Annotated in this window: 22 protein-coding genes and 1 pseudogene; 10 read left to right on the plus strand and 13 right to left on the minus strand. The window is 40.0% G+C overall.

Going from position 1 to position 21,741, the window contains the following annotated elements; translation table 11 throughout:
• Nucleotides 1-9: 9 nt before the first annotated feature.
• The 6 genes from NSQ44_RS16425 to NSQ44_RS16450 all read right to left on the minus strand — a co-directional run bounded on the left by NSQ44_RS16425 (nt 10) and on the right by NSQ44_RS16450 (nt 4,720).
• Nucleotides 10-579, minus strand: coding sequence for a hypothetical protein (locus NSQ44_RS16425; protein WP_340857694.1), 570 nt, complete (start codon nt 577-579; stop codon nt 10-12).
• 62 nt (nt 580-641) lie between these two features.
• Complete coding sequence (locus NSQ44_RS16430; protein WP_027622094.1) at nt 642-875, minus strand: single-stranded DNA-binding protein; 234 nt, start codon at nt 873-875, stop codon at nt 642-644.
• A gap of 141 nt (nt 876-1,016) precedes the next feature.
• Nucleotides 1,017-2,132, minus strand: a complete 1,116-nt coding sequence (locus NSQ44_RS16435; RefSeq protein ID WP_445659513.1) for a recombinase family protein — start codon at nt 2,130-2,132, stop codon at nt 1,017-1,019.
• A gap of 288 nt (nt 2,133-2,420) precedes the next feature.
• Nucleotides 2,421-3,284 (minus strand): 23S ribosomal RNA methyltransferase Erm, encoded by an 864-nt coding sequence (gene erm / locus NSQ44_RS16440; protein ID WP_340857696.1) that lies wholly within the window; start codon nt 3,282-3,284, stop codon nt 2,421-2,423.
• Nucleotides 3,285-3,928: 644 nt separating this feature from the next.
• Nucleotides 3,929-4,186, minus strand: a complete 258-nt coding sequence (locus tag NSQ44_RS16445) for a hypothetical protein (protein ID WP_340857697.1) — start codon at nt 4,184-4,186, stop codon at nt 3,929-3,931.
• Between the two features lie 183 nt (nt 4,187-4,369).
• Nucleotides 4,370-4,720: a DUF2200 domain-containing protein gene (locus tag NSQ44_RS16450; protein WP_340857698.1), complete on the minus strand. Its 351-nt coding sequence runs from the start codon at nt 4,718-4,720 to the stop codon at nt 4,370-4,372.
• Nucleotides 4,721-4,888: 168 nt separating this feature from the next.
• Here NSQ44_RS16450 and NSQ44_RS16455 point away from each other — a divergent pair.
• The 5 genes and pseudogenes from NSQ44_RS16455 to NSQ44_RS16475 all read left to right on the plus strand — a co-directional run bounded on the left by NSQ44_RS16455 (nt 4,889) and on the right by NSQ44_RS16475 (nt 9,390).
• Nucleotides 4,889-6,124, plus strand: a pseudogene (locus NSQ44_RS16455) (IS256 family transposase).
• 300 nt (nt 6,125-6,424) lie between these two features.
• On the plus strand, nt 6,425-6,571 hold the full coding sequence (locus NSQ44_RS16460) for a hypothetical protein (protein WP_160299137.1): 147 nt from the start codon (nt 6,425-6,427) through the stop codon (nt 6,569-6,571).
• Between the two features lie 60 nt (nt 6,572-6,631).
• Nucleotides 6,632-6,820, plus strand: coding sequence for a hypothetical protein (locus tag NSQ44_RS16465; RefSeq protein ID WP_340857700.1), 189 nt, complete (start codon nt 6,632-6,634; stop codon nt 6,818-6,820).
• Nucleotides 6,821-6,823: 3 nt separating this feature from the next.
• Nucleotides 6,824-8,212 carry a recombinase family protein gene (locus tag NSQ44_RS16470; RefSeq protein WP_340857702.1) on the plus strand — a complete coding sequence of 463 codons (1,389 nt, stop codon included), beginning with the start codon at nt 6,824-6,826 and terminating at the stop codon, nt 8,210-8,212.
• A complete protein-coding gene (locus NSQ44_RS16475) occupies nt 8,209-9,390 on the plus strand; it encodes a recombinase family protein (RefSeq protein WP_340857703.1) in 1,182 nt (393 codons plus the stop codon). The genes NSQ44_RS16470 and NSQ44_RS16475 overlap by 4 nt, the downstream gene beginning before the upstream one ends.
• On the opposite strand, the gene NSQ44_RS16480 is transcribed toward NSQ44_RS16475, so the two are convergent.
• A complete protein-coding gene (locus NSQ44_RS16480; RefSeq protein ID WP_340857704.1) occupies nt 9,367-11,034 on the minus strand; it encodes an IS1634 family transposase in 1,668 nt (555 codons plus the stop codon). The genes NSQ44_RS16475 and NSQ44_RS16480 overlap by 24 nt on opposite strands.
• Before the next feature lie 203 nt (nt 11,035-11,237).
• On the opposite strand from NSQ44_RS16480, the gene NSQ44_RS16485 reads away from it, so the two are divergent.
• The 3 genes from NSQ44_RS16485 (at nt 11,238) to NSQ44_RS16495 (ending at nt 13,730) form a co-directional block, all read left to right on the plus strand.
• The gene (locus NSQ44_RS16485; RefSeq protein WP_340857705.1) at nt 11,238-11,669 is read left to right on the plus strand and encodes a hypothetical protein; all 432 of its coding nucleotides are present in this window, start codon (nt 11,238-11,240) and stop codon (nt 11,667-11,669) included.
• 415 nt (nt 11,670-12,084) lie between these two features.
• Complete coding sequence (locus tag NSQ44_RS16490) at nt 12,085-12,255, plus strand: hypothetical protein (RefSeq protein ID WP_340857707.1); 171 nt, start codon at nt 12,085-12,087, stop codon at nt 12,253-12,255.
• Nucleotides 12,252-13,730 carry a recombinase family protein gene (locus NSQ44_RS16495; protein WP_340857708.1) on the plus strand — a complete coding sequence of 493 codons (1,479 nt, stop codon included), beginning with the start codon at nt 12,252-12,254 and terminating at the stop codon, nt 13,728-13,730. The genes NSQ44_RS16490 and NSQ44_RS16495 overlap by 4 nt, the downstream gene beginning before the upstream one ends.
• A gap of 25 nt (nt 13,731-13,755) precedes the next feature.
• Here the strand turns inward: NSQ44_RS16495 and rlmD are convergent, their stop codons facing one another.
• Entirely contained in the window at nt 13,756-15,132 is a 1,377-nt protein-coding gene (gene rlmD, locus NSQ44_RS16500; RefSeq protein WP_340857709.1) for a 23S rRNA (uracil(1939)-C(5))-methyltransferase RlmD, read from the minus strand.
• A gap of 180 nt (nt 15,133-15,312) precedes the next feature.
• On the opposite strand from rlmD, the gene NSQ44_RS16505 reads away from it, so the two are divergent.
• Nucleotides 15,313-15,468, plus strand: a complete 156-nt coding sequence (locus NSQ44_RS16505; protein ID WP_082829588.1) for a Fur-regulated basic protein FbpA — start codon at nt 15,313-15,315, stop codon at nt 15,466-15,468.
• A 196-nt stretch (nt 15,469-15,664) separates the two neighbouring features.
• Here NSQ44_RS16505 and NSQ44_RS16510 read toward each other — a convergent pair whose 3' ends face one another.
• The 4 genes from NSQ44_RS16510 to gatC all read right to left on the minus strand — a co-directional run bounded on the left by NSQ44_RS16510 (nt 15,665) and on the right by gatC (nt 20,067).
• On the minus strand, nt 15,665-16,594 hold the full coding sequence (locus NSQ44_RS16510) for a diacylglycerol kinase (RefSeq protein WP_339210475.1): 930 nt from the start codon (nt 16,592-16,594) through the stop codon (nt 15,665-15,667).
• 264 nt (nt 16,595-16,858) lie between these two features.
• Nucleotides 16,859-18,289, minus strand: coding sequence for an Asp-tRNA(Asn)/Glu-tRNA(Gln) amidotransferase subunit GatB (gene gatB / locus NSQ44_RS16515; protein WP_144597463.1), 1,431 nt, complete (start codon nt 18,287-18,289; stop codon nt 16,859-16,861).
• Nucleotides 18,290-18,302: 13 nt separating this feature from the next.
• Nucleotides 18,303-19,760, minus strand: a complete 1,458-nt coding sequence (gene gatA, locus NSQ44_RS16520) for an Asp-tRNA(Asn)/Glu-tRNA(Gln) amidotransferase subunit GatA (protein WP_066250781.1) — start codon at nt 19,758-19,760, stop codon at nt 18,303-18,305.
• Nucleotides 19,761-19,776: 16 nt separating this feature from the next.
• Entirely contained in the window at nt 19,777-20,067 is a 291-nt protein-coding gene (gatC, locus tag NSQ44_RS16525; protein WP_063388808.1) for an Asp-tRNA(Asn)/Glu-tRNA(Gln) amidotransferase subunit GatC, read from the minus strand.
• A 274-nt stretch (nt 20,068-20,341) separates the two neighbouring features.
• Here gatC and NSQ44_RS16530 point away from each other — a divergent pair, with 274 nt between their 5' ends.
• Nucleotides 20,342-20,500: a YjcZ family sporulation protein gene (locus tag NSQ44_RS16530; protein WP_082829587.1), complete on the plus strand. Its 159-nt coding sequence runs from the start codon at nt 20,342-20,344 to the stop codon at nt 20,498-20,500.
• Between the two features lie 84 nt (nt 20,501-20,584).
• Here NSQ44_RS16530 and NSQ44_RS16535 read toward each other — a convergent pair whose 3' ends face one another.
• Complete coding sequence (locus NSQ44_RS16535; protein WP_063388809.1) at nt 20,585-21,736, minus strand: CamS family sex pheromone protein; 1,152 nt, start codon at nt 21,734-21,736, stop codon at nt 20,585-20,587.
• Nucleotides 21,737-21,741: the final 5 nt, after the last annotated feature.

Consider the following 21,741-nt stretch of genomic DNA (forward strand, 5'->3'; position numbering starts at 1 on the left):
CCCCTTAATTTAAATCTCTATTATGTAATATTTACGACCCTCACTTAAATCCTGCCAGATAAAATCATATCTGCCTGATAAAGTAATGTAATCTTCGTTTTTTCTTACACCAGTTGGCTTAAAAATACTACCGTAAACAGAATATTCTTCTCTAAAAAACTTATATATTCCTTCATTGTTGCGTCCTTCATAAAAAGGTCTATCTGAAACAAGAGCAACAGCAGCTGTTTTAGTAAATCCTCGGTTCTTAAGCTCCTCCATAAATTTAATATCCTTCACGAACGAATACATCTGTTCTGGATACTGACCATTTAATGGGCACTTAAGTTCAATTGCATACTTCTCTGATTTATCTTCATTAAAAATAGTAATATCTATTTCTTTTTTTATAGTTTTATTGTCTGGTGTGAAGTATGATACATTTCTTTCAAATTGAATACGATAGTCCGGAAGCTTTTCACGTAGGAATATCCCCAGCTCATGCTGGAGGCTAAACTCATTATAAATTTCTATACTCTTAGACTGAACAAACAAGAAAAAGTCATCTACTAATTGCCTTAAATTAAGCAAAGCATCCACCCCATACACCCTAATATAATTTATAGTTTTTTATTGCCCTTCATAATAGTTTTGCTATATCCTCAAACCTTCTGATACCTCTGCTGATTAGATGAAGTCTTTTCAATAGCCTTTATATTACCTTCCATTTTATTTACGTAGTTTAAAAATAAAGTTCCAAGCAGAAGTCGATCCTTTCTGGGTATTCTATTCCATACATAACCCTTGAACAGGTCTTTAACAAGAAAGACTTCACCTGCATTCAAGTTTTCAGTTTCCTTAATAGCTTCTTCTAGTAGCTCATTAACATCGCTCATGTTGTCATCTCCTTATCAATAACAATATCAACAACATTGTTAATAAGATTATATGCCTTTTACCAATTCCAGTCAATAAGAAGAAAACCACCAATCAAGAGAATATATCTCCTGAATGGTGGTCATTCATTAAGGTTATGTTTATACATCTACTTCTACACCAGATTTAAATTCAATAGTTAGTTTATCATCATAAACCGTTATTTTCTCTATAAGTCTCCTTACTAGTTGCTCATCATATTCCTCAAAGAGGGTGGATTGTTCATTAAGGAATTTTTCCATCTCTTCTAATCTTTGCTTGGAACCTTTTTTGCCTGCTTCTTCTGCTAAAGCCTTATGCCTTTCCTCTCTGAGCCTGTAAATCTCATCGGCTATATCGTTATAATCTTCTTTGGAATTGGCCAGTCTCAAAAGGTCTTTTTGTAATTCCTCTAGCTTTTTATCTATCTCGGAAACAATATTATTGTCCGTTTCACTTATCACTGTTTCTATATTTTCCTTTAAGATAGTTAAAAAGCCATCCTTTTGCCCTATTAGTTTATTAATTGCATCAACCGTAGCAAGGCCTATCATATCCTCCAACACGGTTCGGGAATGACAAGTTAACCCTGTATTCTCAAGTCTACTGACGCATCTCCAAACAATCGATTTTTTACCTCGGTTATTCCAATGAACTCTACGGTATATTTCGCCACACTCTCCACAGAAGATAATTTGCGAAAATACATGATTTGAACTAAAGTTTCTTTTCTTTCCACTAGTACTTATATGTCCTCTACTTCTACGAACTAACTCTTCTTGTACCTGCATGAAAATTTCACGCGGGATAATGGCTTCATGGTTATTCTCTACATAATACTGAGGTACGATTCCGTTATTTACAACCCTCTTTTTTGTAAGAAAATCTACCGTATAAGTTTTTTGGAGCAGTGCATCACCAATGTATTTTTCATTGCTTAATATTTTCCTTATAGTACTGGTATGCCACCTTTTTTTCCCCGCACCTGTAAGTATGCCATCAGCTTCAAGTCCTTTTTTGATTTTATCCATGCTTGAGCCTTCAAGATACTCTCGGTAAATCCTTTTAACTATTTCAGCTTCCTCCGGCACAATTACTAATCGCTTATTTTCATCTTTGGTATATTCTAAAAACCTAGAACAATTGACCATTACCTCTCCCTGTTGGTATCGGTATTGGTAACCAAGCTTTACATTCTGGCTTAATGACTGGCTCTCTTGTTGCGCTAAGGATGCCACTCAACCCTTGACATCAATACCACGCACTCAACGTGCCTTGACTAGTAACCGCAGACATTAGGTCTTGTAGCAGTGTTCATCTAATTTATTTTTGATAAGAAAATGTCTCACTTGTGAACAAGTCAAATCAGTTATGGTTAAAACACAGACCCACAACTTGGGATCATCATGAGTAATTTGAGGATATTCAGCCAAAGTTTTTGTTATTTCCATTTTGCTCTAGAAATAGATTTTTCCAGATTAAATACCAACCCATAATACAATTACTAATAAAGTTAACCCCTTCCTTCAATAATGATTTAACTTACCCTCTCTAATCCTTGGCCATCTAAATTTTGGTACATACTTTACCATCGTTTCATATATAATGCCCCATTGTTGTTCAGTTAGTGCTGCAACTGGCAAATCATTATTTATTCGAAGGCTTCTTTTCAAACGCTTAATTTGTTGTGCTGTGAAAATTCCCTTTAATGCATAATCAACCGATAATTGAGGATTTTTAAACATGTAATCAACTAATCCCCAAAAGATTTTATAGTGACTATAAGGCACAATCGGATTTGGTTTTCGACTAATTTTAACCAATGCAGAATCTACTCTTGGAGGTGGGGAAAAGTTTTTTCTTGAAATTCCTCTTACATAACAGATATTAAACCACATTCTCCAAGCGATTACATATGAATCTTTTACATAATTTGATGTGAACCTCTTAGCTGCTCCTTTTTCCATTACAATCACACCTTTTTGAAAATGATTTAATGGATTATTAAGGAGTTTCTTCATAATTGGTGTTGTGATGGCATATGGGATATTCGAAACAACTACAAAATGTTCCCTCGGCAACGTAATTTTTAATATATCTTGATTGATAATAATAGTGTTTTTACTGTTTGGTATTTTCTTTTCTAAAATCTTTATAAACTTTAAATCATATTCTACTGCAATAACTTTCTTCGCCCTTTGACTTAGTATTTCTGTTAACGCTCCTTTACCAGCACCTAATTCTAAAACCAGATCATTTGGGTCTATCTCTGCTTCATCTACAATTTCAAAAAGTAACTTCTTATTATGCATTAAATGCTGACCCAAATGATTTGGTGGTTCACCTCTTGTAATTTTGTTTTTCCCATAAGTACGTTTTTTTCTAGCCATATTTTCCCTTCCTCTCTGAATTAAAAAATCACAAATCTGCTTGTGATTCAGAGTAAAGGGAAGAGAATCCATCCTTAATTTTTTATGAGTTTTTACTAGATCAAATGATGATAATGTGCACAGAAACCCAATAAGAATAACCTTCAGGTTTAATAAAGATACATATAAAAACTCCGTTTTTCACAAAAATAAAAAAGGCAGACAAAGGTCTGCCTTTTTTAAAAAATACATATTAAAGAATTAGTATCAAAGTACCAAAAATACCTTAAATAACAATTGCCACAAATAGCAATTGCAATTATCAATAAGGATTATTAAAAAAGGACAGACTACTCCCATTACTCTGCCGTTCACAAGCAGAGCCTTTGAACATATTCAATTCATTAGTTCAAAGTTGGGAAACGTAGTCTCATCGAATGTGTCACTTTTTTAATAATCCTCCTTAACTTTTTAAATACATTTAAATACAGGTGAAATTATATCAGTAATACAAAAAACTGTCAACTTTAAAATATTGTTATGTTTTGGAGATAGTCCTTTTCTTTTAGCTTCTTCTAAACCGCCAAATATCTTCCTGATCTCCGTATAGACTCCAGAATAAGTAGCAACATTAGAATGTTTCATTCTATTAATAGGATCCTGTCCTATAGAAATATTTGATCGAATTTCTCGATACCAATCACAATGTTACATTTATTTTGTTTAGGATTCTTTGCTGCGGCTAGCACTTCAAACACCAATGTAGATTTTCCTGAACCGGAAACTCCTGTAACAGTTGTTAAACATCCCATCGGAAAACTTACATCAATATTTTTTAAATTATATAAATTAGCATTCTTAACCCCTATTACCTCTCCACTACCTTTTCTAAATTTACCGCGAATTTGCTTCGGCTTTTTCAAAAATGCTCCGGTCACTGATGATTCTTGAATAATATTATTGTTGTAATCTTGATACACATAATATAAATAATGTGTCTTTAAATTTTTTCCCTTTTATTTTATTTGATATCTACTTCCGAAAAATATTTTAGCCCCTACAAATCTTTACAGAATATTGCTCTTGTTTTACTCCATTTTTAATTATTATTGCCGCAAAATTTTCTCCATGGGTTTTCCCTTTGCTAACTCATCTATTAACTTATCCAGATAACGAATGTTCTGCATCAACGGGTCTTCAATATTCTCTACTCGAACACCACATACTACTCCTTTAATCAAAACCCGGTTAGGATTTAATCGGGGAGCTTCTGCAAAAAATGTCTCAAAGTCTACCTGTTTTTCTAACTGTGTTTCTAACTCATCTTGGGTATATCCTGTCAACCAACAGATAATTTCATCAACTTCTGATTTAGTACGCCCTTTTTTCTCTGCTTTCGCTATATAGTTTGGATAAACTCTTGAAAAACTCATTTTATAAATCCTATGTGTGGTCATAATACATCCCTCCTAATTCTCCGTAATTTTAAATATTGCTACTGTCCTTAAATCTAGTTAAGTCCATATAATTGTGTAAAAAGGGAAATAGAAAAAGAGCCATGTTGCTTCCCCTTTGGTAGAATAAACAGTGGACCAAAAACACCAAACATAAGGAGGAATGCAACCATGGCTCAATATCATATTACCCTAAATGATGAACTTTTGCACGGGTTATTCACCAGAGATGAGGGATTAGCTAAGCTATTGGAACAAGTCCTCAATCAAATCCTCGAGGCACAAGTAGAAGAACAGCTGGGAGCTCGCCGTTATGAACGAACGGAAGAATGAAAAGGCTATCGAAACGGTTCGTATCCACGCCAGCTGACGACCCGGGTGGGACGGTTGACCTTGCGCGTTCCACGGACAAGAGATGGGGAGTTCTCTACGGAACTGTTCCAACGGTATCAACGGAGCGAACAAGCACTGGTACTGGCACTAATGGAAATGGTGGTAAACGGGGTGTCTACCCGAAAAATCACTCAAATCACGGAGGAATTATGCGGCACTTCGTTTTCCAAATCCACGGTCTCCTCACTGTGCAAGGGACTGGATCCGATTATCCAAGACTGGAATTATCGTTCCCTTCATGAACACGTGTATCCGTTTGTGCTAGTAGATGCTATTTATACGAAAGTCCGGGAGGATGGACGAGTACGCTCCAGAGCCGTGTTGATCGCTACAGGAGTGAATGAGGAAGGATATCGAGAAATTCTTGGCCTGCAAATCGGAAACAGTGAATCGGAGTCCAGCTGGAGCGAGTTCTTCGGATGGCTGAAAGACCGGGGACTCCGGGGAGTGGACTTGATCATCTCGGATCAGCACGGTGGGCTGGTGCAAGCCATTGAAAAGCATTTCCAAGGCGCTACATGGCAACGATGCCAGACACATTTTATTCGCAATATCCTCGATGCCGCACCAAAGTATATGCAGGATGCCTTGCTCGAGGAGATTCGTGGGATTCTTCATGCTCCAAATAAGCAAACGGCCCGGCTGTTATTGGAACAAGTGCTGGCCAAATGGGAAGAAAAAGCCCCAAAAGCCATGCAAATCCTCGAAGAGGGATTCGAAGACGCCACCGCCGTATTGGACTATCCGGACCGTTACCGGCGGCGCCTGCGCACGACCAACGGAGTGGAACGGCTGAACGAAGAAATTCGCCGCAGAGAACGGGTCATCCGCATCTTTCCGAACCGGGAATCGGTGTATCGCCTCGTTGGTGCCGTGTTGATCGAAATCGATGAAAAATGGATGTCAGGGCGCAAATACTTGGATATGGCTGAATATTGGCAGGGGCGGAAAACGAAAGAGCAAGGAGTCCGATCGGTGAATCAGGAGGCTCCGGCGATCAAGAGAGTGGGATAACCTCTACGCCGTGTCAAGGAGAACGTGGAATACCGGAGCGAAGCGAGGATATGCCGCGAAAGCTCCTTGACATGCCTGTTCCTTGACAACATGATCATTTGTCCGGGAAGGCGACCGGCAGGGAGACTTGCCGGTCTTACCTACCATACGTCAAGTCATCAGGTCCATGTTGTCTATCAAAGGGGAATTTACACAATAATTTGGACTTGAAGAAGAATGCCTGAAAAATTGTACAAAATATGGATTTTCCCAAAGGATCATAGAACTTTTTAAAGTTTTATATCTGGAGGTGGAGGACAAATGAAGCCATCTTTTACTGAATTGAAAGTTCCGGGGCATAAGACAAGGATTATGATTAAGAAACGTCCACATGCAAAAGAAAAAACTCTCAGTGTACAACTACAATTCCATTTAAAAGAAAATAACGCCTCAAAAAATATGAAATAGTGTATAAAACCGAATGCTCCCGTCAATGATTGTTAACAAAAATTGACGGGAGGATCTCTGATGAAAACGGATTTAAAAATCGGGAAAGTAACGTTTAGCGAGGAATTGCCGAAAGAGTCGAGATTATGGTTAGAACGCTTAATCGAAAAGATTCTTTTAAATGAAATAAGTACAGATGTTCTATTACAGGCTTCCTTGTTGTCAAGAAGCATGGGAAACAAAAAAATTGTGGAGAAGGAGAGCGGTTAATTCATGCCAAACTCACCAGCACAATTAAAAGTGTTATATATGCGTGTTAGTTCAGAGAACCAGAGTGAAGAAATGCAGCTCAATGCCGCAAAACGTTATTTAGAGCAATATAATCCCGATGAGGTGCTAATCCTTTGCGATCACGGTATATCAGCGACCAAGCTTCCTCTCCACAAACGTCCACAACTGGTCAAATTGCTTGATTTAGTTCGAGAGGACAAAGTAGATACACTGCTTGTTTACCAACGTGATCGCTTAGCTCGTGATTTCTACGAGTATTTAACGATTATCTCAGAACTAATCAAACATGACGTAAATGTGATTTTTACAGCTTCTAATTCACCACAATTTAATAAAGATATTGTTTTAGAAGGAGCATATGCTATTTTTGCCCAACATGAGGGCCATCTGATTAATAAACGCACATCTGACGCAAGAAAACAAGCTCCCCATCGCATATTCGGATACGATGTTACCAAAACAGAGAATGGCCGTTCTTATTCAATCAATGAACAGCGCGGCGAACTGGTTAAACAGCTATTTTCTGAAGCTGCAAATGTTGAAACCCTTGAAGAATTTCTGTCCTTATTGACCAAATATAAAAAATTAATGAAGCGAAAAGTGGAAGATGTGCTAAAGATATTAAAACAACCATTCTACGCCGGTTACTATATGACTCAGAACGAATATCATCGTTTGCCGCATGTTCCTGCAATTATCACACTCGATGAATACAAGAGTGCAAATAAAAAATTGGAACAATTAGAAAAGCAATATTATGAACTTAAAGCGAAAACGCAAGACAATGTATTCATTCGACCTATATGCTTCATCTGTAACAGCGAAATGTCATTGAAAATGAACACAGTGGGAACTGAAGGATACTTTTTATGCAACAGAAACCATGAATTAGTCGATATTTCAATTCAACAACTTAACAAAGTGATTGATGAAATTGTAACAGAAGCATTAAACAACCTTAATACAAACGAATTGGAAAAGAAATGCATTTCGTTTCTCACTTCATTAAAAAAAGCCAATGATCAGGATAAAACAGCTTGTTTGCAAGCCATTCGACATATTGAATACAAACTATGCACCACATACAACCTATCCAAACCTTGCAATGAAGCCCAAAAACTTTTAGAAGAAATACGTGCATTAGAGTCGAAATTGAACAATATTGTGCAAAAAGAACAAAAAATAAATGAATGCCTACGGGAGATTAACGAATTGGTGCGGCTCATTCAAGTAATGCTGCGGGAAAATCTAGAAGATCATGAGCGCCGCTTACTAGCAAAAATGATGATTAAAAATTTAATTGTCCACCATGATTATGTAATTTGTGAGTTATTTTTCCACGAATTTTTCAAATCGGAGGTTTTAACATGACAATACCCAAATTAAATAAAGGAGTCGGTTATATTCGCCGCTCCAGTCATAAGCAACTGGATAACCATTCAATTGAGATTCAAAAGCGCGAGATTGAAATAAAGGCAAAAGCGGAAGGTTACGAAATTATTCACTGGTGTATTGATGACGCGGTCAGCGCCTATCGAAAAACCGCTACGGATCGACCGGGCATGCGGGAGCTTTTTATGTATATTATCAATAACGAAGCTGATGCTGTGTTCTTCTATGAAGAAAGCCGAATAGATCGTACATTCAACAGTTTTGTAACACAAATTTACAACCCCATTAAGTCTCTCAAACCAAATTGTAAGTTCTTTTGCACCACAGTTTCTGGCGAATGGGACGCACATAATACGATTACGGAAATGAAATTGTTATTTGCCGGACAGGAATCTATCATTAAATCCAAACGGACTAAAGATACCCAAGATGGTTTGCTAGCTAAAAAAATCCGTCCGGGCAGCCGAACACCGTTTGGTTATAAAAAAGTCACTGTTGACGAACAAACCGGTTACAAAACATTGATTCCTGACGAAAATGCCCCTATTGTTTTGCTCATTTTTTATCTATCTTCTTGGGGGTATAGCAATGAAAAAATCGCAAACCTTCTAAACGAATGCAATGTTCCTTCGCCGTCGGGAAATGGATGGCATGAAAATACAATCGATGCAATCTTACATCGTTATATCTATGCTGGCCATTTAACTTGGAACGTCCGAAAAAGCGCTCATTCCAGTTCCCGTAAACCAAAAGAAGAAATCACTTTCATTGAAAATGTATATGAACCTATTGTGCCGCCCCATCTTTGGCATCTCGTCAATGAAATGAGGGAACTCAAAAAACAAACGAAACAATTTGATACGCCATTTTATTTACGGGGGATTGCTTATTGTAAAAATTGCAAGGTTTCCTTAAAAACTAAGGTTGATACACCTAGCCAATCAACTAAAAAATATATGAAATATGTCTGTCCGAACTGTAGACAAAAAATCGACATGAACGCTGTTCACGAAATTGTATTTACACGTTTCTCTACTCAATCCCGAGTTCGACAGTCACTAGGCAAACAAAATGCCTCTCATCCCTTGATACCAAAGGGACGAGAGGCATTTGGGCATACGTTGGGCGTGTATCTAGGTGCGAGGATGAATGCCTAGAATCTTCGGAGGAGGCTCCAGCCCTAGAGCCGCAAAGAATTGAGCCTGTTTGGCCGTCAGTTCGGTTCGTTGATAAAGGTCACCGTTTTTTGAAGAAAAATGTCCAAGCATGAGACGTTCGCATTCGTCCCTTACGTTCGGCCACGATTCATAGGTTCGAATCTCCACGATCCGAACTAACAAGAGAGCAAGCCAACTGAGCAGCACATGCGCCCGAATGCGGTCTTCCAAGCGATGATACATAGGCCGCAATTCCAATGTAGACTTCAATGTTCGGAAGGCCTGCTCAATATCCACCAGCTGCTTATACCCGATGGCGACATCTTCGGCAGACAAGGTGTCATCGGATGTCCGGATGAGATATTTGCCGTCGTACTTTTCCGCGTCACGAACCGCTTGCTTGTCGATGCGAAGGGTTCCGTCCTTCAACTGGCGCAAGTATTTTCCGTAGGACGAATGGGAACGCAACCGGCAGGTCGCCTTATGATGGGCTTCGTTTGGGAGTTGGCGAAGCCCTTCTAACTCCTCTTTCAGCGATTCAAGCAGCTTTTCTCGCTCCTTGCGTTGGCGTTCGGCTTCGCTGGGATTGTACACGAGAACATAGCGCTGACGCGCTTCTCCGTCGCCGACGATGATTTCTTTGATGTGCAAATTCTCGTCCACTTCATGATAACGTCCGCGACGACTTAAGGCCTCTTCGACGGCGGCTTTGCCGGATCGCATTTTTTCGCCGACAATGTAGTGTCCGCCGGCCTGTTGCAAGATTCGCAAATTCTCTTCAGAGGAAAAGCCGCGGTCCATGACGCTGATCACACGTCCAAGCTTCCAGCCAATCAAGTCTTGTTTCACCTGTTTGATGACCGTCATGTCCATCGTATTGCCAGGCCATACCCAAGCGCGAATCGGGATTCCTTCCCGGGTGACAGCCAGCCCAATGACGATTTGAACCAAGTCTGGGCGTTTGTCTTTCGAGAATCCTTGTTTTCGAAGCGATTCTCCTTCCGGTGTTTCAGAGGGATCCACTTCGAAGTACGACGAAGTCGTATCGAAGTAAATCAAGTCGACTTCCAAATTCAATAAATCGGCCACAGCATGGAACACTTGACGTTCCAATTCCGGCTGCACGGCCAGCAGTTCATCCATCGCCCGGTACAACTGGTGGCTGGCGGCTTGAGGAAGGTGAGGGATATACACGTCTTTCTCCACCCACTCCTCCATCGCCAACTTGCTTGACGGATGAAGGGCGCGATTCGCCACCATGGCAAAAATCAGCCGTTCCAGCGAAATCTGGTGATGTCGGGAGGTAAACAAGGAGTGGAGAATCTCTCCCAACCCCAGTTGTCTCCAGAGCTGATCCAAGAGCCAGACGCCGCCGAGGTGTTTGCATGACTGGAATTGAAAGTCATCGGAAGCTTCTCCTGTCAACGTTTCGACTTCCCAAGCCTGCTCAGGAGAAAGGAATCGCGAAATGCTTTTGGCCAGACGTTCCAAGACGGCGCGATCCACTTCATCTTCGCGCCCGAATGAATAAATCACCTTCGCTTTCGCATATTTGGCCTTTGGATCCCATTCATTGTGAGCAAGCTGGAGATAAGCAACGGTTGTTCCACCCTTGTTTTTGCGTGTGACTCGTCGTATGTACATGCCTATATTATAACGTATAAACTTTATTTTTAAAAGGAAAAATTAATAAATCGTGTGCCTATGAAATTCGGCGTTTTTTCCTAGGATCCGCATTACGAAACCCTTGATATAACAGCATTTTGGTCATTTCCATTTGCCTAAAATGACCTCAAAACTGTCGAACTCGGGTCAATGGACCCAACAGTTATACAAGATGAGAAGCCATGCTCAACAACTGCTTCTTCGCTGGAAAAAAGCCTTGCGCAGAGAAGAAGAGTCGTCAAAAAAAACAGAATGAGCTGCTATTATACAACGAGCGAATGATTGAGGGGAACAATGAGAAACGCGCGTTTTTAAAACATATTTCTTCTGCAAAAGAAACAATGCAGAAAAAACTTGCACAACTACATTCCGCTATGGAACAAATTGATTTACTGTTGAATAACGATGAGATTGACAAGGTATTTCAACGCTTTGAATATTTAACCTCTTTCGACCAGTTCAGTGATATTGAGAAACGGACACTATCACTAATGTTTATTAACCGTGTCGACATACATTTTGCAAGCAAACGAGTAGATATCGATTTCCGTTTATCTCCCTTTGTAGAGCTAGAAAAAGAAATTAAACAACTTACCGAAAAATCACACGTTTAAATTAAATGACTAACCGAAAAATAATTTTATCTTCTGATTCTCATTCCATGGTACCACGTCAAAAAGCCTTGATACACAAGGCTTTTTGATATGGACAGCTCGGTTAGCTGCCCGTCTAGGTATACCTAGACAGGCAATTAACCGAGTAATGAATTTGCTCGATGGGTAAAAAACCGAAAAATGAAACCACCAATTTTTTTAGAAAAGCCCTTAAAATATAAAAAAACAAAGATATAATGTATTCAAAATTAATCCTTAAAAAGATCTCCAAACAAAAAATTAAATACTGACTCCGTAACCCGACAAAAAGCGAAAACCGCAGAGGTTACTAAGCCACTTAATGTATGTGGATGTGGCTGGGTACTCTGCGGTTTTTATTTTTAGACTTACCTTTAAATGAAAGGAGCCAACTATCATGAAGAAACAATTAAATTCTATAGAACGCATTTATAGTGACCCTAAAGTAACCTTTTCTGAACTTATTAAATCCATTATTAATAATAAAATTGACGAAATTGTCAATAATGCTAAAAAGGTGAACACTGCTACATCTCAATTTAGCAAGGAAGGATTGAATGCGAAATGAGATGTGGCGTTTATGTACGAGTTTCTTCTGATAAGTTAGAACAACAAGCTTCTCTACAGTATCAAAAAGAATTGTTCTACAACTACATCGCAGATAAGGGCTGGGATTTGTATGAAGTTTACATCGATGTTGAATCAGGAACTACAGCAAAGCGCAAAAATCTGCAGCGATTAATTGACGATGCAATGAACAAAAAAATCGATGTTATTCTAGCCAAAGAGCTTTCGCGTTTAGCGAGAAACGGAGAACTATCTTATCAAATCAAAAATCTTTGTGAAAATCACGGGGTTCACATCATTACGCTAGATGGAGCTATTAACACCTTACAAGGAAATACACACATGTTCGGTCTTTATGCTTGGATGTATGAACAAGAAGCTCAACGCACCAGTGAACGAGTAAAAGAAACTCTCAAGACCCGTGCTAAAAAAGGGCTTTTTAAAGGAAGTACGCCCCCTTACGGATATACAATCAAAGATGGAAAATTGCACATTCGAGATGATGAAACCCCAAACATTGTTCGCAGGATTTTTAATGAATATCTGGCAGGCTATGGACGCGATTCAATAGCAAGAAGACTCTATAACGAAGGGATACCAACACCAGCTGAAGTGGCTGGAAAAAAGAATGCGGGCGACAAATGGAACGATTCCACCATCAAACTCATTTTAACCAACCCGCACTATACAGGCGATTTGGTTCAAGGGCGTACAACGACTGTGAGTGTTACAAGCACCAAACGAAAAAAGGCGTCTGATGAGGAGCTAATTATTATTCCAAACGCTCATGAGCCGATTATTCCAAGAGACGTATTTGAAGCTGTACAACATCAGATGAAATTACGTTCAAAAACAATCCCTGCTCCAAAACGGCACCTATTTACGAATATTGCCTATTGCGCTGATTGCGGCAAAGGCATGTGGTATCGCTCAAATCGTAAAGGTTATGTGTGCGGTGGATATGCCAGATTCGGCAAAAAAGCTTGCAGCAGCCATGTCATCAAAGAGGAAGTGCTTAAACAAACGATCATTAATGACATCCAGTCTCTCATGCAGCAAATTGATAAGGAATATTATTTAAAACAACTCGAAGAAAAAGCAGAACAATCTCAACTTTCCGTCCAAAAGAAACTGGATAAAATAAACAAGAAAATTGACGCCTTAAAAGCACGAAAACGCAAATATATCGAGCTGCTCGCCGATGAAAAAATCACCCAAGAGGATTATCAAGATATGATTGAGGCAAATAGCAAAGAAATCAATGAGCTTGTCGTTTCAAAAAAAGAACTTGAATCTTTGTTATCAAGCCATAAAGTTGTCGAGAACATCCAAAAGTTGAAACAGGAATTGGCCCAATTTTTAAACTTTGATGAATTAACACCGGAAATTCTGCATCGTCTCATTGATCGTATTGAAATTAAAGCGGATGGAACTCCAAAAATTTTTTATCGATTCTCCGCTCCAAAAATTGAATAAAGCAGGAAACAAAAGCGTTTCCTGCTTAATTTTCTCTCAAAACGATCTGCGAGACACACTCAACGTGCGCCGTATGCGGGAACATGTCGACTGGCTGGACTTCTTTTGTTTCGTAGCCGCCTTGTTCCAGGATGGCAATGTCACGCGCTAATGTCGCCGGGTTGCAGGAGACGTAGACGACTTTTTTTGGTTTCATTGCTATAATTGTTTGAAGCAGTGAATGATCGCAGCCTTTTCGAGGAGGATCCACGACGATGACGTCTGCGCGAATTCCTTGTGCATGCCATTTGGGCATGATCTCCTCTGCTTGGCCGACGGCAAATTCAACGTTCTCGATGCCGTTTAGTTTTGCATTTCGTTTGGCATCTTCAATGGCATCGGGCACAATTTCCACGCCGTACACTTTTTTAGCTTTTTGCGCAAGGAAGAGTGAAATTGTTCCGATCCCGCAATAGGCGTCGATGACCGTTTCTTCTCCGGTAAGTTCGGCGTATTCTAACGCTTTTTCGTAAAGCACCTTCGTCTGTTCAGGGTTCACTTGGTAAAAAGATCGTGCGGAAATGGCAAACTTAATTGATCCGATATAATCATATATATATTCCAAACCCGAAAGCAGCTTTGTTTCTTCGCCAAATATGACGTTTGTCCGTTTCGGGTTTATGTTTTGGACAATCGATCGAATGTTTGGAAATTTAGCGGTAATTTCAGCTAAAATTTTCTTTTTTTGTGGAAAATCAGCTGTTCGGGTAACGAAAACAAGCATCGCTTGCTTTGTTTGATACCCGTAGCGGACAACGATATGGCGCAGCCATCCTTGATGGGTTTGTTCGTTGTAAGCCCGGATGTGATAGCGGTTCAATATCGCTTTAACTTCTCGGACAATTCGATCGTTTTCTGTCTGCTGAATGAGACATCTCTCCATATCGATAATTTCGTGCGTTCTTTGTTGATAAAAGCCTGCAATCAGGGCGCCTTCCCGCTCCCCGATTGGAACCTGTGCTTTATTTCGATAATTCCAAGGATCGCTCATTCCAATCGTTGGATGAACCGTGACTTTTTCTATATCCACTTTTCCAATGCGGGCAAGCGTTTCTTTTACTATTTTTTGCTTATGGCGCAGTTGGCCGTCATAGCTTACATGCTGAAGCTGGCAGCCTCCGCATTGTTTGTATATAGGACAAGGCGCATCTGTCCGATCGGGGCTTGTTTCCGATAATTTCATGAGACGTCCGTATCCATAGCCTTTTTTTACTTTGACAACTTTGACTGTTCCCTTTTCTCCAGGCAAAGCATTCGGGACAAATAAAGGAAAGCCGTTGATTTTGGCTACTCCTGCCCCGTCATGTGTTAAATCTTCAAACAATACATCGTAATAATCATTTTTCTTCACTGGTGCTTCCATGTTGTTTTCTTCCTTTTTGATCAGAATGAACTGAAAAAATTGTATCACAACCGTAAAAATGACCCAAGTGATTTTATTATTGTCATAATAGGAAATACTATTGTAATGAAAATATAAAAGGGCGGCACGTAACATTGGTTGATGAAAAATCGTCTATATTAGCTGAAGGAGTGAATTTACATGGATCAAAGTTTTAAAGAGTCACTCATCGAACAGCTTATTGCCAACGGTGTTTACAAAGGGGAAGATGGACAACAATTATATGAATTGAACGTCATTGAGTTGTTAAAACTTGTCAATAAAATTGAAAGCGATCATTACCATTATGGAAAATAAAAATTTCGTTTTTCCAGCTTGAAAGCAAGGCTGTAAAAACAGCTGCACCTTTCTTTCATTACATTTTGTTTAACAAGCTGCCAGCAAAGCTTTTGCAGTGGTTTTTTTAAGCAAAATGTTGCAGACAAGTCATATAAATCGTTGAAATTAGCGCGGGGAGCCGCATTTCATCTATTCAAAAACGGTAAAGAGCAGCCTATTCGCTGCTCTTTTCAATTGGCGCGTTTTTTTCTGCTTTTTCTTTCGACATGATGATCTCAATATATTGATACAGGTTTTCAAATTCAGCAGGTAGGAGTCCTCCGTATTCGCCGTCCAAGTTTAACTGCATTTTGTCTTCTGTCTTTACTTTTATCCGATTGGCTTTTGTATAAATTACATTTTCACTGTGAATATGCTCGCCTTTTAATGCCAAGCTGGCAAGGCGAATAAACTCTGCGAGGCTGACTTTTTTCAAAATCAGTAAATCAAACATGCCATCATTTAAAATTGAGTCTGGAGCCAGCTTTTCAAACCCTCCGACCGAATTTGTCAAGCTGATTAAAAACAGCATGATCTCTCCTTGAAACAGCTTGCCATCATATTCAATTTCCACCTCTGTCGGATGGATGGAAGGGAGCATTTCAATGCCCTTTAAATAATAAGCAAGCTGTCCTAAAACGGTCTTTAATTTGCTTGGAACGTCATAAGTAAGCTCTGTTAATTTTCCGCCGCCGGCAATATTAATAAAATATTGGTTATTCACTTTTCCAATGTCTATTTTCCTTTTTACGCCGTTCAGCAGCGTATCGACTGCGTGCAAAATATTGTCGCGGGGAATGCCGATTGCACGGGCAAAATCGTTTGTAGTTCCGACGGGGATGATTCCGAGCGTCGGACGATTTTCCATGACTGCTAGCCCGTTCACAACTTCGTTCACCGTACCGTCTCCACCCGCAGCGATAATGAGGTCAAACCCGCGTTCAGCAGCCTGTTTCGCTGCATTTGTGGCATCTCCTTCACCGGTAGTAGCATGGCACGATGTTTCATAGCCGGCCTCTTCAAATTTAGCAAGAACTTCAGGGAGCTGTTTTTTGAAAGACTCTCGACCAGATGTGGGGTTATAAATGATTCTTGCGCGTTTCATTCACATCATCCTATACATTTCTATTGTAAAAATAGAATCATTAATAGATTATTCCTTTTTGCCAAAACAAACAAGTTTTTTCTATCATTTGTGTTCATTTATACTACTTTTGTCAATAAACGTTTATTCTATTTTTATTTTGATAAAACTGTTCGCCATTTAAACACTTTTTTCAAACTCCAGCTTCAAAAATTCACGGATGGGTTTTATTCCCATTTTACTATAAATAAAACACCCAGCTGCTAAGCTGAGCGTCTATTAAAATTATCGTTTCTTTATTTCTTGTAATAACAATTTGTTTACTAATTGCGGGTTGGCTTGTCCCTTCGTTTTTTTCATAATTTGACCGACTAGAAAGCCAATCGCTTTATCTTTTCCGTTTTTAAAGTCGATAACCGATTGCTCATTTTCATCCAATGTTTCGATGACAAGCTTTAAGATGGCACCTTCATCAGAAATTTGAACAAGCCCTTTTTCTTTCACGATTTTTTCAGGGTCTCCACCTTTTTCAATCAGCTCTTTGAACACTTTTTTCGCGATTTTGGAGGAGATGGTTCCATTTTCGATCAGCTTGATCATTCCTGCAAGACTTTCCGGGGTGAGCGCCACTTCAGACAACTCTTTTTGCTCTGCATTTAAATATGCTGATACTTCTCCCATCAGCCAGTTAGAAGCTTGTTTCGCATCAGCTCCAGCTTTAACTGTTGCTTCAAAGAAATCAGACATTTCTTTCGTCATGGTCAGCACTTTAGCATCATACGCTGGGAGTCCAAGCTCTTCAACATATCGTTTTTGGCGCGCATCCGGCAGCTCCGGAATCGATGACCGGACTCTTTCTTTCCACTCATCATCAATGTAAAGAGTGACTAAATCAGGTTCAGGAAAATAACGATAATCGTCTGATCCTTCTTTAACGCGCATTAAAATCGTTTTCCCTGTAGCCTCATCAAAACGGCGTGTTTCTTGTTGAATGACGCCGCCGGATAAAAGCACTTCCGCCTGACGTTTTTCTTCATATTCGAGCCCTTTGCGCACAAAGTTAAATGAGTTTAAGTTTTTCAATTCTGTTTTTGTGCCAAATTCTTTTTGTCCGATCGGGCGGAGCGAAATGTTTGCGTCGCAGCGAAGAGATCCTTCTTCCATTTTACAGTCGGATACGCCAGTATATTGAATAATCGATTTTAATTTTTCCAAATATGCATAGGCTTCTTCAGGCGAGCGGATGTCCGGCTCTGATACAATTTCAATCAGCGGTGTTCCTTGACGGTTAAAGTCTACAAGAGAATAGCCGTCGCCAGTATGCGTCAATTTACCAGCATCTTCTTCTAAATGAAGGCGCGTAATGCCGATTTTCTTTTTCTTTCCGTTCACTTCAATTTCAATCCAGCCGTTTTGGCCGATTGGCTGATCATATTGGGAAATTTGATATGCTTTCGGGTTGTCCGGATAAAAATAGTTTTTCCGGTCAAACTTTGTATAAGTAGCCACTTCGCAGTTCAATGCCATCGCAGCTTTCATTGCGAATTCAACGGCTTCTTTATTTAAAACGGGCAAAACTCCCGGGTATCCGAGGTCAATGACCGTTGTGTTTGTATTTGGTTCAGCACCGAAAGCGTTTGGTGCACTGGAAAAGATTTTCGATTTCGTTTTCAATTCCACATGTACTTCAAGTCCGATGACCGTTTCAAAGTTCATTAGTTCTCACCCCTTACAGTTCCGGTTTTTGTTTATGGAAGTCTGTTGCTTGTTCGTATGCATGGGCAACGCGATAAACGGTGCTCTCGTCAAAATGCTTGCCGATGATTTGCAATCCCAGCGGCAGGCCGTTGGCAAATCCGCAAGGTACGGAAATTGCAGGAACTCCGGCAAGGTTCACATTGATTGTTAAAATATCGTTCGCATACATCGTGAGTGGATCGTCAATTTTTTCGCCGATTTTAAATGCTGGAGTCGGGGTTGTCGGTCCGATGATGACGTCATATTTTTCAAAAACGTCTTCAAAATCTTTTTTAATAAGCGTGCGCACTTGCTGCGCTTTTTTGTAATAAGCATCATAATATCCAGAGCTTAATGCAAATGTACCGAGCATAATGCGGCGTTTTACCTCATTTCCAAAGCCTTCCGCGCGTGTTTGTTTATACATATCGATCAAGGTTTCAGCGTTGTCGGAGCGATAGCCGTAGCGGACTCCGTCAAAACGGGCGAGATTCGCAGATGCTTCGGATGAGGCAAGCAAATAATATGTAGCAATACCGTATTTGGAATGCGGCAAAGATACTTCTTCCCATTCTGCGCCCAATCCTTCGAGTACTTTTAAAGCAGCCAGTACGGACTCGCGCGACTCACGGCTTACCCCTTCACCTAAATACTCTTTCGGAACCGCAATTTTCAGCCCTTTAATATCTCCAGTTAAAGCGGATATATAATCAGGAACTTCCACATTTGCACTTGTGGAATCCATTGGATCAAGACCTGAAATGACTTGAAGAAGGTAAGCGTTGTCTTCAACAGTTCTTGTTATCGGTCCGATTTGATCTAATGAAGACGCGAATGCGACTAATCCGAAACGGGAGACTCGTCCATATGTAGGCTTCAAGCCAACAACCCCGCAGAATGCTGCCGGCTGGCGAATCGAGCCGCCTGTATCAGAGCCTAGTGCAAACGGAACTTCTCCTGCGCTGACAGCCGCTGCGCTGCCGCCGCTGGAACCGCCTGGAACCGCTTCTAAATTCCATGGGTTTTTCGTCTTTTTAAATGCGGACGTTTCAGTGGATGATCCCATCGCAAACTCATCCATGTTTAATTTGCCGATCGTAATCGCTTCAGCTTCTTCCAGCTTGCGCATAACCGTTGCATCATAAATTGGGTCAAAGTTTTCAAGAATTTTGCTTGCACAGGTTGTGCGTAAATCCTTTGTCACAATGTTATCTTTAATCCCTATCGGCATGCCAAACAATAAACCGTATGTATCTTTTTTTCCTATTTCATTATCCAGTTGTTTTGCTTTTTCCCGGGCTCGTTCTTCATCGAGGGTTAAGAAAGCTTCTACCTTTCCGTCGACTTCTTGAATGCGCTTGTAAGACTCGTCGACAAGATCGGAGACGGAAATTTCTTTTCGGTGCAGCATTTGTTTTAATTCAGATATTTTATGATCAAACAGAGCCATGTTCGCTTCGTCCTCCTTACTCAAGAATGGCTGGTACGCGGAATTGTCCGTCTTTTTGGTCAGGAGCATTTTTCAACGCAACTTCCCGTGGAAGACCCGGCTCAGGTTGATCTTCGCGCATGACATTTTTCATATCCAAAACGTGGGAAGTTGGTTGAACGTTCTCCGTATCCAATTCATTTAACTGCTCAGCAAACGTTATAATCGCGTCAAGCTGATTGGTAAACATCTCTGCTTCCTCTTCCGTAATTGCCAAGCGGGCAAGATGAGCAACATGTTTTACTTGTTCTTTCGAAATGCGTGACATCCCAATTCACCTCCACTTTTTCGAACACACTGCAATACTCTGATAATATCAAATTTTAGCCAGATAAAGCAACACCCACGAAATGTTGAAACAATATTGCACGAGGGCAGGCTGAAAAAAAGCCCCTCTTACAGATGATTTTCTTTTCACATGTAATTTTCAAAACGTCGAAGGACTTCAACCAAAAATTCAAATATAGGTACATTCGTCCAAACGTTTTATTCATTCGTGAATATAAAAATATTGTACGGTACATTATTCGGAGGTGAAAAACATGAGTTTTGGATTCGGTTCTTGTCAAGGCTACGGTTACGGAGGATATGACGGCGGATTCGGGTACGGTGGTGGATTCGGACACGGTGGCGGATTTGCCCTTATAGTAGTATTGTTCATTTTGTTGATCATTGTCGGTACTGCTTTTGTAAAGTGGTAAACACCGTTTAACCAAATGCCCGCCAAAAAACGATCAATATAAAGGTGATTTCAAAATCCCCCCTTTTTGAAATCACCTGTTTTCTTATTGAAAAACATGAACTGTCGGTTTGTCCTGCCCTGGCTCTCTAACGATGAGCGCTTCCGGACCTCTTGAAGAGTTGATGGTCACTTCCAGAGAAATATAGTCTTTGTAATATTCCACAACTTTCCCAGTTAAAAATTGCGTAAAGGCTATGACCTCTGTTTTTCCGTAAAACTGAACCGGTATTTCTATTTTCATTTGCTTCATTTCACCGTCTTGATAAAAAGCCTTCCCAATGACGCCTGTGTAGTTAGGGAAAAAGTCTTCAATATCTCCTTTTAAACGTTTAAATGTGTTGGCATCATCCGGTTTTTTCTTTGTTCCCTCTTCAGATGGGAAAAAGTAATACTCTTCGTTAATATTTTCCCACTTTCCGATATTTTCGCTTCCGCCATCAACGATTGTTCTTGCAAAAAAGTGCCCTGGAACAATCGAAGATTTAGGCGCTTGTTCGTAAAGGGAAACGACAATCGGCACTTTTTCTAATCCTTCTATATCTCGAAGCCTCTTCACAACCACTTGTGCGATTTCCTTCCCTTTCTTTTCAATGGTGGCCTTGTCTATTTTATTTTCTTTTTGGATGCCGTCTTCCGTGCGGTAATAATAAACAGAATTCAAGGCCAAACCGATCGACACTCCGCCAAGCTCAAGTGTTTTTTCATCTTTTTTTACAAGGTAATTATGTTCAAGTATATGCGTTACATAAATGGGACTTTTTTCGGAGCTTTCTGGCGGATTTAAACCTTCATTTTTGAAAGATTTATCCTTCCTTTTCGCTTCTTCTAAATCTTTTCCTTCCAGCTTGCGGCTAAGCCAGTTTTGGACAGTTTTTTTGTCTAAATATTGTCCTTCTTGAAACACATATTTATCCGTTGGAAACTTGTCGCTGGCCATCCGCATAAGACCAGTTTCAAATTCATCAACATCAAATCTTGTATTGAGATTGCTTGCCACAAGCCCTCGCGCTTCACTCGTTTTAAAAGGCACGAGCATCTTATAATAATCTTCCGAAATTCTGTATTTCGGAATAATTGCTTTTTCTTCCGTTGATTCTTCCGTCTCTTGTACAATTTGCTCCGGTTCTCCAATGTCCTGCGAGCATGCACTGAGCACAGCCATGCACGCTGCCGCTATGATCAAAAGTTTTTTCAAGGTAC

The sequence above is a fragment of the Aeribacillus sp. FSL M8-0254 genome, assembly GCF_038008845.1.
Classification (GTDB): domain Bacteria; phylum Bacillota; class Bacilli; order Bacillales; family Aeribacillaceae; genus Aeribacillus; species Aeribacillus composti.